Raw genomic sequence first — 16,617 nt, forward strand, 5'->3', positions numbered from 1 at the left:
ATGACTGCTCCCGCCGCCACCACCGACAGCGAGCACGACGAGGAGACGGCCGCCCCGGACAGGGGCGGCCGTGCCCCGGCGGGGCGCTACGGCCTGCTGGCGTTGGCCGCCATGCTGGTGGTGGGCCTGCTGCTCGGGTACGCCGGCGGTCTGCTCACCCCGGGGCTCACCCGACCCGGTGACGACTCGGTCGAGGCGGGCTTCGCGCGGGACATGACGACGCACCACGCACAGGCGGTGGAGATGAGTCTGCTCGCCTACCGGTCGGCGACGCTGCCCGAGGTGCGGCAGATAGCCGTGGACATCGCCACCGGTCAGCAGGGCGAGATCGGGGCCATGCAGACCTGGCTGCGGGAGTGGAAGCTGAGCCCGACCGGGTCGACGCCGCCGATGTCGTGGATGTCCGACGGCGCCACAGTCAAGGACGGGCTGATGCCGGGCATGGCCACCCCGCAGCAGATGGCCGCGCTGCGCGACGCCAAGGGCATCGAGGTCGACCGCCAGTTCCTCGACCTGATGATCAACCACCACCTGGGTGGCATCCACATGATCGACGCGGCCCTCGACGAGACGGACAACGCCGAGGTGCTTCGGGTGGCGCAGACCATGAAGTCCACCCAGCAGAGCGAGCTGAACAATCTCCGGCAACTCCAGGAGCAGGCCAAGGGCTGATCCACCGGACGGGCGCACCCGGGCCCGCGTCACCGCCGTGAGCAGGCGGGACGCGGGCCCGCGTCCTGTCACGGTGGCGGTCACGCCGCTGGCGGCGTCAGCGGCGCCGGCGCCTTCGGACACGCACCGACGCCCCTTGTGGGCGTTTTGCGCGGGACAACCGATTACGTTGTTTGGAGAGTTTTCTCCGCACATATCGTGACCAGTTGCGATTCGGGCTCGTTGCGCAGGACGTGGGGGTTGCACTCAGAGACGCACGGCGTTCGGTCACCAGCTGGTGCCGGCGCCACACCATCGGCGGTGACGGGGCGGTGGCAGCCGTCCGTCGCGGACAGCGGCAGGGCGAGCCGGGATTGCTCAGCCGCGAACAGGAACTCGAACTGATCGACACGCTGCGGGGGGTCCACCCGGACGAGTTCGGCCTGGACGAGGAGTTGTGGACGCGGCAGAGCCTCACCACGCTCATCCAGCGCCGGTTCGATCTGCCGCTGGACGCCGGAGCGGTCGGGGCGTACCTGCGGGCCTGGGGGTTGGGTCCGCGGGAGCCGCGCGAGCGGGCCTGCGGGCTCTGCGTCAGCGCTGTCGAACGCTGGGTCCGCAGTGAGTACCCGGCGATCACCCGGGCTGCTCAGGAACACCTCGCCGAGGTCTACTGGATCGGGCGGGTGCGGTTGCGCGGCACCATGCCGGCGGCGGACGTCATCTCCGCCGTCTCGTCCCGTGGCCGGGTGCGCTTCATGATCACAACACCGACGGTCGACCCGCCGCTCCCCCGCGACTTCGTGCTGCGACTCAGCGGCGAGGAGCAGCGCACCGTACACCTGATCATCGACGGCTCCTGGCCACGCAACGAGTGGCCCCGCCGGCTCCCCCGACGGATCGTGCTGCACCCCCTGCCCAGCTGCGGCCGGGCGATGGCCGCGGCCTGACCGCCGCGGACGGGTCAGGACGGCAGGATGGCCGGCAACCCGGTCGGGCCTCCAGATACTGGTTCGGCGACGGGGAAGGGGGTTTGCTACTCTTCTCCCGTCGCTGAGCCCCCGTAGCTCAGGGGATAGAGCACCGCCCTCCGGAGGCGGTGGCGCAGGTTCGAATCCTGCCGGGGGCACCATTTGTACACGGACATGAGTAACGTCCAACTCCGGAATCATCATCGCCGCTCGACTCACCTGCGGAAACCGCAGCGTGATCGTGCTCGATCCAGGATGTAGTGGCCTCCTTCCGACTGCGATACCACTGCATCCTTGATCGAGCGTGATCACCGCGCGGGGCCGGACGCCGGCGTTGTGGACGGGCGTGGTGCGTTGGCGGGCTGCCGCACGGGTAAGCACCCACGGGGCCACCGAAAACCGGTCATCCTGCTGCCCGGTGATGTCCGCCGAATCGGCTCACGGATACCGTCTCCTGGCCTCCGACGAAGCCCAGGACCAGCAGAGATGCCGTCCTGGGCTTCCTCGTTGAGGACGACCGCGACCTACCCTCATCGACCTCGTGTCCCGTGGTCGCCGAGCGGCAACGGCCAACGTCCCGACCCCGCATCGCGTCAGATGCGAGATCGTCAGACGCTGGCCGTCCCACCACGCCCACAGGAGCAGCCGGGGATCCCATTTGCTGCCTAGGCTTAACTGAGCTGGTTGTTGGCCTCGTCGATCAGTCGCTTGGCACCGCTGGACACGTCGGCCCGACCGAAGATGATGTCGTCGTACACGCGCTGGAACTCGGTCTTGATCGCGCCGCCACCCTTCGGCTGGGGTGCCGGTGTGGGCAGCAACTTGTCGGTCACGGAACTCTCGAACTCGTAGACCAGCTTGTCCGTCGGTGACAGGGACGCGGCGAGCGTGTCGCGGACCTTGCTGTTGGCTGGCATACCGCGGGAGACCGCCAGCACCTTGCCCGCCTCCTGGTCGTTGATGAGGAAGTCCACGAGCATCGCCGCCTGCTTGGGATGTTCGCTGCGCTTCGCGACGCTGTAGGCCATGGCCATCGCGGCGATCATGCCGCGCTTGTCCGTGTCGCTGGGCATGGGTGCGATAGCCAGCGGGCTGCCGTAGGCGGCCACCATCGGCGTGAAACCGGAGTCGTAGTTGACCTCGGCAGTGACACCCTTCTTGATGAGCGAAGAGTTCGCGACGGATCCGTCCAGCTGGGTGGTCAGCGAGGGCGGCGCCAACACGCCGGGCGTCTTGCGGAGCCCGTCGGTGAAGGTCCAGAACTGGACCAGGTCCTCCTGGGTGAAGCCGAGCTTGCCCTCGTCGGTGTAGATCTGCTTACCGCGTTGGCGCAGCCAGATGTCGAACCAGTCGATGGCGAAGCCGAAGTCGCCGAACCCGGCGACCTTGCCGCCGGCCTGGCCGAGCTTCTGTCCCGCGGCGCGCAGGTCCTCCCAGGTCCAGTCCGGCTTCGGCGCCTCGACACCAGCCTTGCTCCACGCCGCCGCGTCGTAGAAGATGCCCTGGGTGTTCTGCGCGATCGGGATCGCGTACGTCGCGTCGCCGACCTTGCCGGCCGGCAGCAGCGTCGGGGTGATGTCGCCGACCTTGAGCGTGCCGTCGCTGATGTACTTCGTCAGGTCTAGAAGGGCCTGGCGGTCGGCGTACTCGCGCAGGAAGGCGCGGTCCATCTGCACCACGTCAGGGGCGTCGCCGCCAGCGATCTGCGTGGACAGCTTCTGGAAGTAGGCGTCGAAGCCCCCGAACGAGGTGTTGACCTTGATGTTCGGGTACTTCTTCTCGAACAGGTCGATCGCCTGCTCGGTGACCTTGGCTCGCCCGTCGTTGCCCCACCAGGCGAACTGCAGGGTGACCGGACCCGTGTCCTTCGAATCGTCGCCGCCGCTGCACGCGGCAAGCGGCAGCGCCAACAGTGCCGACGCCGCGACTGCGACGACTCGCGCCGTTCGTGCGGCGCGCAGAGCCTTGAGCATGCTTGACTTCTCCTTCGCGGTGCGCATGGAGTTCAGCGAGATCGTGCGAATCTTGTGGCTACCAATCAGCTGAAACGATTTAATTAGCCCGGACGCTAGGGCCACCCCGTTGCCTTGTCAAGGCCGCGTTACGTGCATGTGTCCGCATCGTTGCGGAGTCCATCCACAATGGACTGGCGACGGCAGAAGGTCCTGCAAGGACGTGTCAGAAAGCCCGAGGAAGGGCAGCCCAGCCCGGTCAGGCCGCCCGCGTGAGGCTGACCTGATCCGCGGGTTCGATGGCCAGGACCTGGGCGGGTGAGTCGGGCAACGCGCCGAGCGTGAAGTCGACACCGTCGGTACCGGAACGGACCGCAACGTCCGTGTCCGCGTCCGCGCCGAGGATGCGCGCACGGGCGCCCGGGCCGAGCTCCAGCCCGGGAATGGTCAGGTGCCGGCCGGGGGTGCCCAACACGATGGCGTACAGCGTGTCGTCCCGCTGAGTGAAGCGCACCGGAACTCCGTCGCCGGTGACCGCCTCGGCGGTGTGCCAGGGCCGGGTGTCGTAGATGGCCTCGCCGTACGTGGAGAGCCATCGACCGAGCGTGCGGAGGGTTTCCGCCTGCTCGCCAGGGATCACGCCCCGATCGTCCGGGGTGATACCGAGTAGGAGGTTGCCGTTCTTGCTCACCACGTCCGCGAGAAGGTGGACCAGCTCCGTGCTGGAGAGCAGTTGTTCTGCCGTCTCCTGCCGGTTCCAACCGAACGAGAGCCCGAGCCCACGAACGGTTTCCCAGACCACGGGGTCGATGTCCACGCGGAGCCGGTACTCCGGTGTCTGTACGTCACAGGTCTTGGCTTCGAAGCGATCGTTGACCACCCCGTCGGGAACCTGGGTGTAGTAGTCGTCGATCAGCTCGTGCGGGTCACCCGCACGTGGGTAGCCGATGTCGTTCCAGAGCATGCTGGGGCGGTAACGCTCGATCAGCTCGCGCCAGTGCGCGTCGACGTAGCGGGCGTACTCCGGCGAGGTTGGCACGCCGTCCGGAATGTCGGCCATCCGCCGGATCGGCAGGTTGCCGAACGTCCAGTCCAGGCCCCCGGAGTAGTAGACCCCGTAGCGCAGCCCCACCGTGCGTACCGCGGTGGCGAGTTCGCCGATGACATCGCGTGCCGTCGACCAGTCGGGCACGGTCGGGTTGGGTGTCGACGAGGGCCACAGCAGGAAGCCGTCGTGATGTTTGCTGACCGGAACGACGTACCGGGCACCCGACGCGGCGCACAGGTCCGCCCACGGAGCCGGGTCCCAACTCCTGACGGAGTCCTCGAACTCGGAGCGGAAGTCGGCGTAGGACCGGTCCCCGTAGGTCTCGCGATGGTGTGCACGGGTCGGGCCATCGAGGAGGTAGGTGTTCTGGTACCACTCCGCGTAGGAGTGCCGGGCCAACGGGTCGACCTCGCTGTCGACGACCGGGGCGGTGCGGCCGTCGCCGAGCAGGCTCACCACCTCGTCGTCGAGCGGCGCCCATGCCGGCACCGAGTAGAGCCCCCAGTGGATCATGATGCCGAACTTCGCATCGCGGTACCAGGCTGGCACTTCTCGCGGAAACCTGTCGTCTGTCATACCGGGCTAGCCTTCCTGTGATCGACCGACCGCGGCGGATCACCTCGATGTGATCATCCTGCCGCTGCGACGAGATGTCCTGCACTCACCATTCGGACCGCTGGCCGACGACCCGCCTGGCCACGATCCGCTCCGTCCAGCCGGAGCGGACACCGGCGGTCGCCGCGTCCGGGATCATCAGCACAACGCCGTGGAACCAGCCCTACGGCTTTTATGAACCGTTTCAGAAACGGTCAAGCCATGCTAGGGGCAGTTTATGAATATGTCAAGGTTTCCGATTGCTCGACGGTAGTGATACTGCCTTAATCCGGTCAAACAATGCAGTCGTCGAATCCATACATCGGACAACATTGACTTCCAGTGTGACGGCCGCAACACTGTCGAAACCTGAACCGTTTCAACAAAACGCTCCGTTGGCCGGGGCTCAGGTCGAGCGCAGGGCTGAATCGAAGCCGCCTTCCCCTGTCCCACGCTCCGGCGCACACACCGCACACCACCCCCGTCGAACAGCGCTCTACCCGAGGAGGATCCATGGCGACAGATCCAGGGCAACTCTCACGCCGCTCGGCGCTCGGCGTTCTGGCCGCCGCAGCCGGGGCGGCATGCCTTCCGGGGTCGGCACTGGCCGCCGACCCCGCGGTCTCACTCGTCGACAGCGGCTCCACGGTCACATTGAGCAACGGACTGCTCAGCGTCGTCGTCACCAAGGCCACCGCCCGGATCACCAGTGTCCGCCTGATCGGTAGCACCCGCGGCAACGCCGGGTTCAACCTGGTCGGTGGTTCCAGCGGAGGGGGCTACACCACCTTCGACTACCACCTGGGCACGACGCGGTCCTCCAAAGGGCTGTCGGGCGCCTCGTACCGAATCGTCCAGCAGACGCCCGACCGGGTCGAGATCGCGATGACGACCAACAACCCGGCAACGCTCCCCTTCGCGGTCGACGTGCACATGGCCATGGAGCGGGGAATGACCGGGCTCTACTGCTACATGGTCTTCGGATATCCGAGCAACATGCCGAACGGGCTGGCGATCCAACAACTTCGGTACGCGTTCGCCGCCGGCGATCCGTCCTTCACGTACTTCATCGTCGACGACGCGCGGGGCGTCCAGCAGCGGCCATCCGTCCAGGACTCCACGCGGTGGGTCACGCTGCAGGACTCCACGTACGAACTGCCGAACGGCGAGATCTGGTCGAAGTACCAGAACAGCAGCGACCTCGAGGGCGACAGTGCTGTCTTCATGATCTCCAATGGCAAGCTCGGTCTGTCGATGGTGCAGGCCAGCAAGGAGTACTTCGCCGGTGGACCAACGAAGCAGGAACTGACCTGCCACGACTACAACAACGGCGAGATCCTGCTGTGGCACCCGTTCACGTCGCACTACGGCACGCCCGACCTGGAACCGGCGAAGGGCTGGCAGAAGGCGTACGGCCCGTTCTACCTGCACGTGAACGAGGCCTCGGGCACCGACCCGAGGGCGAATGTCGCCGCGATGTGGGCCGATGCCAAGGTGGCTGCGTCCCGGGAGCAGGCGAAGTGGCCGTACCGATGGGTTTCCGATCCGCTGTACGCGGCGAACGCGCGTTCGACGGTGACCGGCAAGCTGGCGATAGCGGGCGGCGCCTCCCCGAATGGCGCCTGGGTGGTCCTGTCGACGACCGGCGCGGACCGGCAGTATCAGGGCGTCACCCTCTCCGGCGACGACTGGCAGTACCGGACGCTGGACTACGTCTACAGCGCACGGGCCGACAGTTCGGGGACGTTCAGGGTGCCTGGCGTCCGCCCCGGCACCTACACGGTGACGGCTTTCGTGGACGGCGTGCTCGGTGAGTACAAGAAGAGAAACGTCACCATTCCGAGCGGCCCGCAGGTCACCATCGGCAACCTGACGTGGACGCCGGTGAGCAGTGGTCAGACGCTGTGGCAGATCGGGTCACCGAACCGGTCGGCCGAGGAGTTCCACATCCCCGGCGGCCCGGACGGTTTCCGCAGCCAACTGGCCTGGCTCGAGTATCCGTACGAGTTTCCCAACGGCGTCGACTTCCGAGTCGGGGTCGACGACCCGGCCGTGAAGTGGAACTACTTCCAGCCCTGCTACCGCACCCCCGGAACGCCGTTGCAACTTCAGCGGCGCGGGACGACACCGGACTACTCCCTGACGACGTGGCGGATCCGGTTCGACTCGAACGGCTACACGGCGGGCACCGCCACGCTCGACATCGCACTCGCCGGCTCGGTCTTCGGCACGCTGAGAATCGCGCTGAACGGCACGACACTCGCCAGCTTCGACCCGCTGCCGGGCAACCTGGGCGACGCGTCGTCCTACCGACTGGCGTGCCGGGGGATCTACCGGCAGCTCGCACCCGTCGTCTTTCCGGCGACGTCGATCCGGCCTGGCGAGAACATCATCACCCTGACCCCGGTACGCGCGCCGCTGGCGCCGCGGACCCGCGCCAACACCGTGGACAACTGGATGGAGCCGATCGGCGGGGTCATGTACGACGTCATCCGCCTTCAGGTCCGTCCGTAACAGGCACACGTCCACACATCGGAGACCACCATGCCCTTTGGAATGCGCCGTTTCCTCCGCCTCTCGTTCTCCACAGGCTGCGCACTGGTCGCCTTTGCCGCGGGTGCGGCCGTCGCGCCGTCGTCCTCCGCCGCGAGCAGCGACGTCAAACTGACCGTGTCCGGCATGACCGCGACGATGACGACCGGGGCCTACACGGTCACGTTCAACGCGAAGGGTGCCGCGAACTCCCTGGTCGCCAACGGCCGGGAGTTGATCGGCAAGGCGGCCGGTTTCTACACCGACTTCGATGGTGGAGCCGCCGGCCTCGCACCCACGAAGCTGACCGTTGTCACCAACACCATCCAGCTGGCAGACATCGCCTACGTGGGACCGCGGGGTGAACAGCACTACGTGATGCGCAGCGGGGTCAACGGGATCTACTCGTACTTCGTCACGTCCGCCGGGATCGGGGCGCCCGGCGAGTTCCGCAGCGTCTACCGCCTCGACGGCTCGATCTTCCGCGTCGGCGCCAACTCGCTGCGTTCCGGCACGTTGCCGACGCTCGGCGACATCCAGAACGCCACGGTGCTGCAGGACAGCACCTACCGACTTCCGAACGGAACGGTGTACACGAAGTACGACTGGGCGACGCTGCAGTCGGAGGACCTCTTCCACGGGCTGTCCGGGAACGGATACGGCGTCTGGGTCATTCCGGCCAGTCACGAGTACAACAACGGTGGACCGATGAAGCAGGAGCTGATGGTCCACCTGGAGAGCAACACGGGTGACGCCACCGCACTCGGCATGCTGTCCGCAAGCCATTTCGGTAATCCGGCAGTGGCGATCCCCGCCGGCAAGATCTACGGCCCGTGGCTGATCTACTTCAACAACGGTGACAGCGCCGATGCCCGGGCGAGGGCAACGCAGGAACGCGCAGCCTGGCCGTACACCTGGCTGGCCAACCCGCGCTACCCGCTGAGCCGTACCGCCGTGACCGGGACGCTGAACCTCCGAAACGGCCAGCCGGCCGCCGGCGCGACAGTGACACTCGGGCAACCGGGCGGCGACCTCTACGCCATGGGCCGCGACTACATCTACTCGACGACGGCCGGCGCGAACGGCCAGTTCCGGATTCCCAACGTCCGGCCCGGCAGCTACAGCCTCTACGCGTACGCGAATGGCGGCTCCACGGCGAGTGGTGCCATCGGCACCGTCACCGACCAGTACCAGCGCGACAACGTAGCCGTTTCCGGTAGCACCACGAATCTCGGCACGCTGACCTGGTCACCGACCACCTACGGCCACCCGCTCTGGCAGATCGGTACGGCTGATCGCACCGCCAGGGAGTTCAGACTCGGCGACCAGCCCCGCCAGTACGGGCTGTTCGACCAGGTGCCGGCGAACCTCACCTACACGGTGGGATCGAGCACCGCGCGCAACGACTGGTACTACGCACAGACGAAACCCGGCACGTGGACGGTGAAATTCACCCTCGGCCAGAGCTACGCCGGAAACGGCCACCTCACCGTGGCCCTCGCGGCGACCACCAGATCGCCCAACATCACGGCGGCCGTCAACGGCACCTCGATCGGCGATTTCCCGACCTACGCCAACGACGGCGCCATCTATCGCAGCGCCAACACCAGCGGCTACTACCACCGCTTCACACTGAACTTCCCGGCGTCCGCGCTCACGGTTGGCGCCAACACCCTCACGCTGCGGGCCAACGGCATCTCGGCCGGTGGCGGCGACATGTACGACACCGTGGCCCTGGCCGCCGACTGAGACCACGGCGGGCGGCACGATCCGTCAGGTCCTGGTCGGGGTCGGCAACGAAGCTCCTGTGGACGCTGGCGCCAGGACCAGTTGTCCGCAGGAGCTTCGTTGTCCTCCGGGCCGGGTCCGTGGCCAACGATCCACGGGTTGAATCGTTCAAAACATTCGATAGCGTGGTCACATGGCTGCGACCCTTCCCCGCGTCGCCCTGGTCGGTGCAACCGGCTTCGGCGCCAACCACCTGCGCAACATCGCCCGCCTGGCTACCAGCGGGCGCATCGAGTTGGTCGCGGTCTGCGATCCTCGACCAACCCCCGACGTCCCGGTGGGCGTCCAGAAATTTCCCGACCACCGCACGATGCTCGACCAGGCCCGGCCCGACATCGCGGTGGTGAGCACACCGCCACACACCCATCTTCCGATCGCCCTGGACCTCATCGCCGCCGGGGTGGACCTGCTGCTCGAAAAGCCGCCCGTTGCGGGCGTCACCGAGCACGACATGCTGGCCGCCGCTCTCGCCGACGCCGGCAAGGTCGCCCAGGTCGGGTTCCAGGCACAGGGCTCGCGGGCCCTGGCCGCCCTGAGCCGCGCCATCACCGAGGGTCGGCTCGGTACGGTCACCGGGATCGTCGCCGGCGGCACGTGGATCAGGGACGACAGCTACTACCAGCGGTCGCCCTGGGCCGGCCGGCGTTCGCACGACGGCCGGCTGGTGCTGGACGGCGCACTGGTCAACCCGTTCGCCCACATGCTGATGCTGGGCCTCACGATCGCGGAGGCGGTCACGCCCGGGGTCGCGCCGGTAGCGCTCGAACTCGAGCGTTACCGCTGCCGGGACATCGAGGTGGATGACACCGCCTGTGTTCGGGTGCGGCTCTCTGCCGGCCCACCGGTCCTGGTGGCGGTCACGCTGTGCGCATCGACCTTCCGCGAGGGTGACGTGGTCGTGCACGGTACGGCGGGAACGGCCGTGCTGGAGTACGCGACTGATCGGCTCGCCCTGCATCCACCCGGTACGGCTCGGCTCGGCGGCGCCGCGGTCGCGCCGGCGTTGGGCCGTGTCGACCTGCTGGAGAACCTGCTCGCGCATCGCACCGACCCGCTGGGCACACCCCTGATCGCTCCGCTCGACGCGACGCGACAGTTCACCGTCCTCGCCGAGGCGATCGCCCTGGCGTCCCCACCCACGCCCGTCGCGACCGACGCGGTGCGCATCCACGGAGCCGGAGCCACCCGCACTGTCGAACTGACAGGTGTCGATGCCGCGATCGGTGCTGCGGTCGCCCGACTGTCGATGTTCAGCGAGTCCGGGACGCCGTGGGCGCGGCCGCCGTCGCTGATCGATCTTCAGCTCGATCCAGGTCTGGCAACGTCCACACCGTCAGAGTGACCCACACCCCCGGATCTGTTAACAACCCTTGCTAATAACCGTTACGAACGTCAATATGTGGAGGTTAAGGGTCGTCGATGCCTGGAGAGTGAGCCATGAGAAGCCGTCGGATTTTCGCAGTGGTGGCCGGGGCGGCGATGACCGTCGCGACGGCCGTCGCGTTCGTCCCCAGCAGCATGGCCGGCGCGGCCTCGGCGGACGCGGCCCTGATGGTCGCCTGCACCGCGCCGGGTTGGGCCGAGGGCAACACCTATCCGGTGGGCACCCAGGTCACCTACGGTGGCCGGCTCTACCAGGCTCTGGTCACCCACACCGCGCACCCCGGCGCCGGCTGGAACCCGGCCGCGACCCCGTCGCTCTGGCGTGACCTCGGCGCGTGCTCGGGAGGCACCCCGCCGCCCACCACGCCACCGCCCACCACACCACCGCCGACCACGCCACCGCCCACCACGCCACCGCCGACCACGCCACCGCCGACCACGCCACCGCCCAGCGGTGGAACCTGCGGGGTGAAGTCCCGGCCGGCCGGCAAGGTGCTGCAGGGCTACTGGGAGAACTGGGACGGCGCCTCCAACGGCGTACACCCCGGCCTCGGTTGGATCCCGATCACCGACAGCCGGCTCGGCCAGCACGGCTACAACGTCATCAACGCGGCTTTCCCGGTGATCCGCGCGGACGGCACGGTGCTCTGGGAGAACGGCATGGACGCCGGCGTGAAGGTGGCCACCCCGGCCGAGATGTGCCAGGCCAAAGCCGCCGGCGCAACAATCCTGATGTCGATCGGCGGGGCCGCGGCGGGCATCGACCTGAGTTCCAGCGCGGTCGCCGACCGGTTCGTCGCGACGATCGTGCCGATCCTGACGACCTACCACTTCGACGGGATCGACATCGACATCGAGACCGGTCTGACCGGTAGCGGCACCATCAACACCCTGTCCACGTCGCAGGCCAACCTGATCCGGATCATCGACGGAGTGCTGGCCCGGATGCCCTCGAACTTCGGCCTGACCATGGCGCCGGAGACGGCCTACGTCACCGGCGGCAGCGTGACGTACGGGTCGATCTGGGGTTCCTACCTGCCGATCATCAAGAAGTACGTGGACAACGGCCGGCTCTGGTGGTTGAACATGCAGTACTACAACGGCAGCATGTACGGCTGCGCCGGCGACTCGTATCCCGCCGGCACGGTGCAGGGCTTCACCGTGCAGACGCAGTGCCTGAACAACGGTCTGACCATCCAGGGCACCACGATCCGCGTCCCGTACGACAAGCAGGTTCCCGGCCTGCCCGCGCAGAACGGCGCGGGCGGCGGCTACCTGTCGACGTCCCTGGTCACGCAGGCGTGGAACAGCGTTCCCGGCATCAAGGGCCTGATGACCTGGTCGGCGAACTGGGACGGGTCGAAGGGCTGGACCTTCGGCGACAACGTGAAGCGCCTGCAGGGACGCTGAGAGCTCGCCACTCCCCCGGCTCGGCCTGGTGACGGGGCCGGGCCGGGAGAGCGGCGGCTGGTCAGCCCGAGGGCGAGTTGGTGGCGCTCCCGGCAGCGGAGTCGGCGCCACCCCTGCCCGACTCGGCAGGATGCGGCGCGGCGAGGGCTTCGTGGACGACCTGGAGGATCTCGTCCGACAGCGGTGTCTCGCGTGTCCCCCGTGCCAGCGTGAGCGCCCCGACCATGGTGGCGAGGTCGACGATCGCGCGGCGGCGTGACTCGGCCCGGTCGTCGTCCGGCGCCCCTTCGTACTCCGCGAGCGCGTCGATGGTCTTCTCGACGCCGCCGGCGTACGCCGCGTGCATGGGGCTGCCTGCCACGGCGCGGGCGGCATCGCTGGCGAGGGCCGTGTTGGCGCACCCCGTCGCCGCCGCGTCTCGATGCTCGGGCGAGAGGTAGTGCCGCAGCAGCTCGGCACGTGCCCGCGCCCGGTCGGGGAAGCCCTCGATCGTGCTCTTCAGGAAGTCGAGGATCTCCGCGAAGGCCCTCGCGGTTGAAAGGTCCACCAACTGCTCTTTTGATTTGAAATGCTTATAAAAGCCGCCCTGGGTGAGGCCGACAGCCGCCATCAGCGTCTGCACGCTCATGGCGGCGGCGCCGCGTTCGCGGAGCAACCGCGAGGTGGAGTCGATCACGTCCTCGCGACGCTTCAGCGCGTCGGCGCGTGTAGCCCTGCCCATGCCGCTCCTCGCTCGCCGAGGCCGGCCGTCGGCCCGAGATTTAGATTACATCGGAAATCTAAGCAGGCGTCCGACGGTTGGGATGGATTAGATTACGAACGTAATCCAAAACAACCTGGAGGCCCCGATGAGCACCTACCTGATCAACCACCTGCGCATCCCCGGTGACGTACCCAACGAGCAGGGCCTGTCCTACCTCGAGCAGGTCGAGGCCACCGTCAAGCCGTACGGCGGCACGTGGCTGGCCCAGGGCGGCGTGGACACCGTCGAGGGCGCCTGGCCGGGCTCGGTGGTCCTGATCGAGTTCCCGAGCCGCGCCGACGCCGACAACTGGTACAACTCCGCCGAGTACCAGGCGATCCTGCCGCTGCGGGTCAACAACTCGATCTCCGACCTCATCCTGGTCGACAGCGTCGCCCCCGGCTTCACGGTCGCCGGCTTCGCCCAGCAGGTACGCGCCGCGATCGCCGCAGCCGGCGCCCAGAGCTGAGGCGCCACAGCCGGTGGTCTCCGCGGTAGCCCCCTCGCCCGCGGAGACCACGGCTGGTCGGCGCACCCCTGAGGCGTACCGTCAGCCGGTTTGGCGGCGGGCGCGGGCCCGGCGCTTGCCCTCGTGCATGGCCTGCACCCGGGCCACCGGGATGGTCCGTCCCTGCGCCACCAGGTCGGCCGGGAGCGGCTGGGCTGCGGGCATCGCGGCGGCCCACGGGTCGGCACCGGCCAGCAGCGACGGCACGGTCCGGATGGTGAAGTCAGCCGAGGTCACCTCGGTCAGCTCGGCCCAGTCGACCGGGAACGAGACCGGCATTCCGGGGCGCAGCCGCGGGCTGTAGGTGGCGACCACGGTTGCCCCACCGGAGCGGGTGGCGTCGACGAAGACCTTGCCACCCCGGTCCTCCTTGATGTACGCCGTGGTGGCCAGCGCCGGGTCCAGCCGCTCGACGCGGACGGCGAGCGCCCGGGTGGCAGCGGCCAACTCCTCCGCTGTCGGGTCGCCGGCCACCGGAACGAAGACGTGCACGCCCTTCGCGCCGCTGGTCTTGACGGCACCGCTCAGGCCGGCGTCGGCGAGCGCCTGGCGGACCAGCAGCGCGACGGAGACCGCCGCGCCGAACCCGGCACCCTCCGGCGGGTCGAGGTCGAGCACCAGATGGGTCGGGCGGTGCAGGTCCGCGACGGTGGCCAGGGTCGGGTGGTACTCCACCGCCCGCTGGTTGGCCAACCACAGCAGGGTGCGCCGGTCGTCGCAGAGGGCGTAGGAGATCTCCCGGTGTGACGCCTCCGCCCAGACCGGCACCCGGCCGACCCAGTCGGGGGTGTACCGGGGAAGGTTCTTCTGCATGAACGGTGGTTGACCGGGGCGGACCCGGATCACTGACAGCGGCCGGTCCCGCAACTGCGGCAGGAGCTGGGCCGCGACCGCGTCCAGGTAGTCGACCAGGTCGCGTTTGGTGGCGTCGACGGCATCGGACAGCGGTTGGTCAAGGTTGGTCAGGGCCACGCCGTCGCGGGTCTCGTCAGCCTCGCTCATCCGATCACCCTTCCGGCCTCGGCGTCGTCGGTCAACCTGACACGGCGGTCGGTTTCGGCGGGTCGGCCCGGCAGCGTGGTCAGCGCGACCAGCAGGGCGGCGACCACCAGGGCGGCGGCCACGGCGAACGCCATCCGGTAGCCGCCGGCCAACGCGGCCGTCTCGGCCCAGCCGGTGGCCCGCAGGGCGTCGGCACGTGCGGCGGCCAGGGTGGCCAGAGCCGCGAGTCCGACCGCACCGCCGACCTGCTGGGTCGTGTTGGCCAGTCCGGAGGCGAGACCGGCGTCCGCGTCGGTCGCACCGGCCATCGCCAGCGTGGTGACGGCCGGCAGGGTCAAACCGCCGGCCACCCCGAACACCAGCATGGCGGGGAGCACATCGGCGAGGTAGCCGCCGTCGGCGGGCAGCCGAGCGAGCAGCAGGAAGCCGACGGTTGCCAGGCCGAGCCCGGCCAGCAACACGGTCCGGGCACCCCACCGGGCGATCAGTCGACCGGCCAGGCCGAGCGACACCACCGCGATCACCACGGGGGTGGGCAGGAAGGCCCAGCCGGTGGCGGCCGCGTCCAGCCCGAGCACCAGTTGCAGCTCCACGGCGAGCAGGAACTGGAAGCCGAAGTACGCGGCCACCATGAGGAACTGCACGGCGTTCGCCGCCACCAGGCCCGGTACGCGCAGCACCCGGGCCGGCAGCAGCGGGGTGGACACCACCCGTTGGCGTACGGCGAACCCACCGAGCAGCAGCGCCGCCATCGCCGCCGCGCCGAGGGTGCGGGGGCTGGTCCAGCCGTGCTCGCCGGTCCCGACGATGCCCAGCACGAGGGCCATCAGGCCGGCGGTGGCGAGCAGCGCGCCGGGCAGGTCCAGGCCCGCCCGCAGACCGATGCCCCGCTCGGCGGGGAGCCGGCGGACGGCGGCGACCAGGATGGCCGCCCCGATCGGCAGGTTGACCAGGAAGATCGACCGCCAGCCGGCCAGGTCCGTGAGCACGCCACCGGCCACCGTACCGATCGAGGCACCGGCCGCCCCGGTGAAGCTGAAAACGGCGATCGCGCGGGCCCGCTCGGCCGACTCGGGATAGAGCCGGACGATCATGCCGAGGCTGACCGCCATGACCAGTGCGCCGCCAGCGCCCTGGCCGAAGCGGGCGCCCACCAGCAGGGCCGGCCCGGTGGCGACCGCGCAGCCCAGCGAGGCCAGCGTGAACAGCGCGACGCCGGCCAGGAAGACCCGCCGGCGGCCGAGCAGGTCGCCGAGGCGGCCGGCGAGCAGCAGGAGCCCGCCGAAGGCGACCAGGTAGGCGTTGACCACCCACGCCAGGCCGGCGGCGGTGAAGTGCAGGTCGCGTTGGACGGCGGGCAGCGCCACCGCGACGACGGTGCCGTCCAGGATGATCATCAGGCTGCCGGCGCAGAGCACCAGCAGCGTCGGCAAGCGGGACGCGACGACGCGATCCATGGAACCCTCCTTGGTGCATGGTTTGTTACCGACGTCATCGTCTGTGACCATGAACCGCAGCGGAAGGAGGCACTGTGATGTCCCAGAGGAACAGCGATGTGCCCACGCCGGTCGACGCCGAGCTGACCTGCACGGCCGAGAACGTGCCGTTCACCCCCGGGCAGGCCCGGGCGTGCACCGTCCGCCAGGTGCTCGACCGGGTCGGTGGCAAGTGGAGCATCGGCATCCTGGTGGCCGCCTCGAACGGCCCGGTGCGCTTCACCGAGCTGGAGCGGCACATCGAGGGCATCAGCCGTCGCATGCTCACGCTGACGCTGCGCAACCTGGAACGCGACGGCCTGCTGCATCGTCGGGTCTACCCGACTGTCCCGCCGAAGGTCGAATACACGGCCACCCCGATGGCACTGGAGCTCTACGAGTCGCTGGTGGCGCTGACCAGCTGGGCCGAGCGGCACCGCCGCGCCATCGCCGAGGCGCGGACCAGGTACGACGCCGAGCACCTCCACTGAACCGACCCGGGGTGTGGGCAACGCCACCGCGATTCTCTGACCGATCGGTCAGCATCTGACCGATCGGTCA

General features: G+C 68.8%; 13 protein-coding genes and 1 tRNA gene. 9 read left to right on the forward strand and 5 right to left on the reverse strand.

Annotation, left to right across the window (positions count from 1 at the left end):
* From ACLJN9_RS13850 to ACLJN9_RS13860, 3 genes are all read left to right on the forward strand, one after another.
* Complete coding sequence (locus tag ACLJN9_RS13850) at nt 1–672, forward strand: DUF305 domain-containing protein (RefSeq protein WP_410811663.1); 672 nt, start codon at nt 1–3, stop codon at nt 670–672.
* A 233-nt stretch (nt 673–905) separates the two neighbouring features.
* A complete protein-coding gene (locus ACLJN9_RS13855; RefSeq protein ID WP_410811988.1) occupies nt 906–1,601 on the forward strand; it encodes a winged helix-turn-helix domain-containing protein in 696 nt (231 codons plus the stop codon).
* Nucleotides 1,602–1,708: 107 nt separating this feature from the next.
* Nucleotides 1,709–1,783, forward strand: a tRNA-Arg gene (locus ACLJN9_RS13860).
* A gap of 510 nt (nt 1,784–2,293) precedes the next feature.
* On the opposite strand, the gene ACLJN9_RS13865 is transcribed toward ACLJN9_RS13860, so the two are convergent.
* Together ACLJN9_RS13865 and ACLJN9_RS13870 are read right to left on the reverse strand one after the other, a co-directional pair.
* Nucleotides 2,294–3,595, reverse strand: coding sequence for an ABC transporter substrate-binding protein (locus tag ACLJN9_RS13865; protein ID WP_410811664.1), 1,302 nt, complete (start codon nt 3,593–3,595; stop codon nt 2,294–2,296).
* A 238-nt stretch (nt 3,596–3,833) separates the two neighbouring features.
* Nucleotides 3,834–5,198 carry an alpha-L-fucosidase gene (locus ACLJN9_RS13870; protein ID WP_410811665.1) on the reverse strand — a complete coding sequence of 455 codons (1,365 nt, stop codon included), beginning with the start codon at nt 5,196–5,198 and terminating at the stop codon, nt 3,834–3,836.
* Nucleotides 5,199–5,729: 531 nt separating this feature from the next.
* Here ACLJN9_RS13870 and ACLJN9_RS13875 point away from each other — a divergent pair.
* The 4 genes from ACLJN9_RS13875 (at nt 5,730) to ACLJN9_RS13890 (ending at nt 12,329) form a co-directional block, all read left to right on the forward strand.
* Complete coding sequence (locus ACLJN9_RS13875) at nt 5,730–7,730, forward strand: polysaccharide lyase family protein (protein WP_410811667.1); 2,001 nt, start codon at nt 5,730–5,732, stop codon at nt 7,728–7,730.
* A gap of 42 nt (nt 7,731–7,772) precedes the next feature.
* A complete protein-coding gene (locus ACLJN9_RS13880; protein ID WP_410811669.1) occupies nt 7,773–9,497 on the forward strand; it encodes a polysaccharide lyase family protein in 1,725 nt (574 codons plus the stop codon).
* 172 nt (nt 9,498–9,669) lie between these two features.
* Nucleotides 9,670–10,878 (forward strand): Gfo/Idh/MocA family protein, encoded by a 1,209-nt coding sequence (locus tag ACLJN9_RS13885; RefSeq protein WP_410811670.1) that lies wholly within the window; start codon nt 9,670–9,672, stop codon nt 10,876–10,878.
* Between the two features lie 95 nt (nt 10,879–10,973).
* Complete coding sequence (locus ACLJN9_RS13890) at nt 10,974–12,329, forward strand: carbohydrate-binding protein (RefSeq protein ID WP_410811672.1); 1,356 nt, start codon at nt 10,974–10,976, stop codon at nt 12,327–12,329.
* Between the two features lie 61 nt (nt 12,330–12,390).
* Here ACLJN9_RS13890 and ACLJN9_RS13895 read toward each other — a convergent pair whose 3' ends face one another.
* Nucleotides 12,391–13,005: a TetR/AcrR family transcriptional regulator gene (locus tag ACLJN9_RS13895; RefSeq protein ID WP_410811673.1), complete on the reverse strand. Its 615-nt coding sequence runs from the start codon at nt 13,003–13,005 to the stop codon at nt 12,391–12,393.
* Between the two features lie 172 nt (nt 13,006–13,177).
* Between ACLJN9_RS13895 and ACLJN9_RS13900 the strand changes: the two genes are divergently transcribed.
* On the forward strand, nt 13,178–13,540 hold the full coding sequence (locus ACLJN9_RS13900; RefSeq protein ID WP_410811674.1) for a DUF1330 domain-containing protein: 363 nt from the start codon (nt 13,178–13,180) through the stop codon (nt 13,538–13,540).
* A gap of 81 nt (nt 13,541–13,621) precedes the next feature.
* Here the strand turns inward: ACLJN9_RS13900 and ACLJN9_RS13905 are convergent, their stop codons facing one another.
* Nucleotides 13,622–14,581 carry a DNA polymerase domain-containing protein gene (locus ACLJN9_RS13905; RefSeq protein ID WP_410811675.1) on the reverse strand — a complete coding sequence of 320 codons (960 nt, stop codon included), beginning with the start codon at nt 14,579–14,581 and terminating at the stop codon, nt 13,622–13,624.
* Entirely contained in the window at nt 14,578–16,038 is a 1,461-nt protein-coding gene (locus tag ACLJN9_RS13910; protein WP_410811677.1) for an MFS transporter, read from the reverse strand. Before ACLJN9_RS13910 ends, ACLJN9_RS13905 begins: the two co-directional genes overlap by 4 nt.
* A 74-nt stretch (nt 16,039–16,112) precedes the next feature.
* Here ACLJN9_RS13910 and ACLJN9_RS13915 point away from each other — a divergent pair, with 74 nt between their 5' ends.
* The gene (locus ACLJN9_RS13915) at nt 16,113–16,547 is read left to right on the forward strand and encodes a winged helix-turn-helix transcriptional regulator (protein ID WP_410811679.1); all 435 of its coding nucleotides are present in this window, start codon (nt 16,113–16,115) and stop codon (nt 16,545–16,547) included.
* Nucleotides 16,548–16,617 lie beyond the last annotated feature (70 nt).

Source organism: Micromonospora sp. 067-2, assembly GCF_046549295.1.
Lineage (GTDB): Bacteria > Actinomycetota > Actinomycetes > Mycobacteriales > Micromonosporaceae > Micromonospora.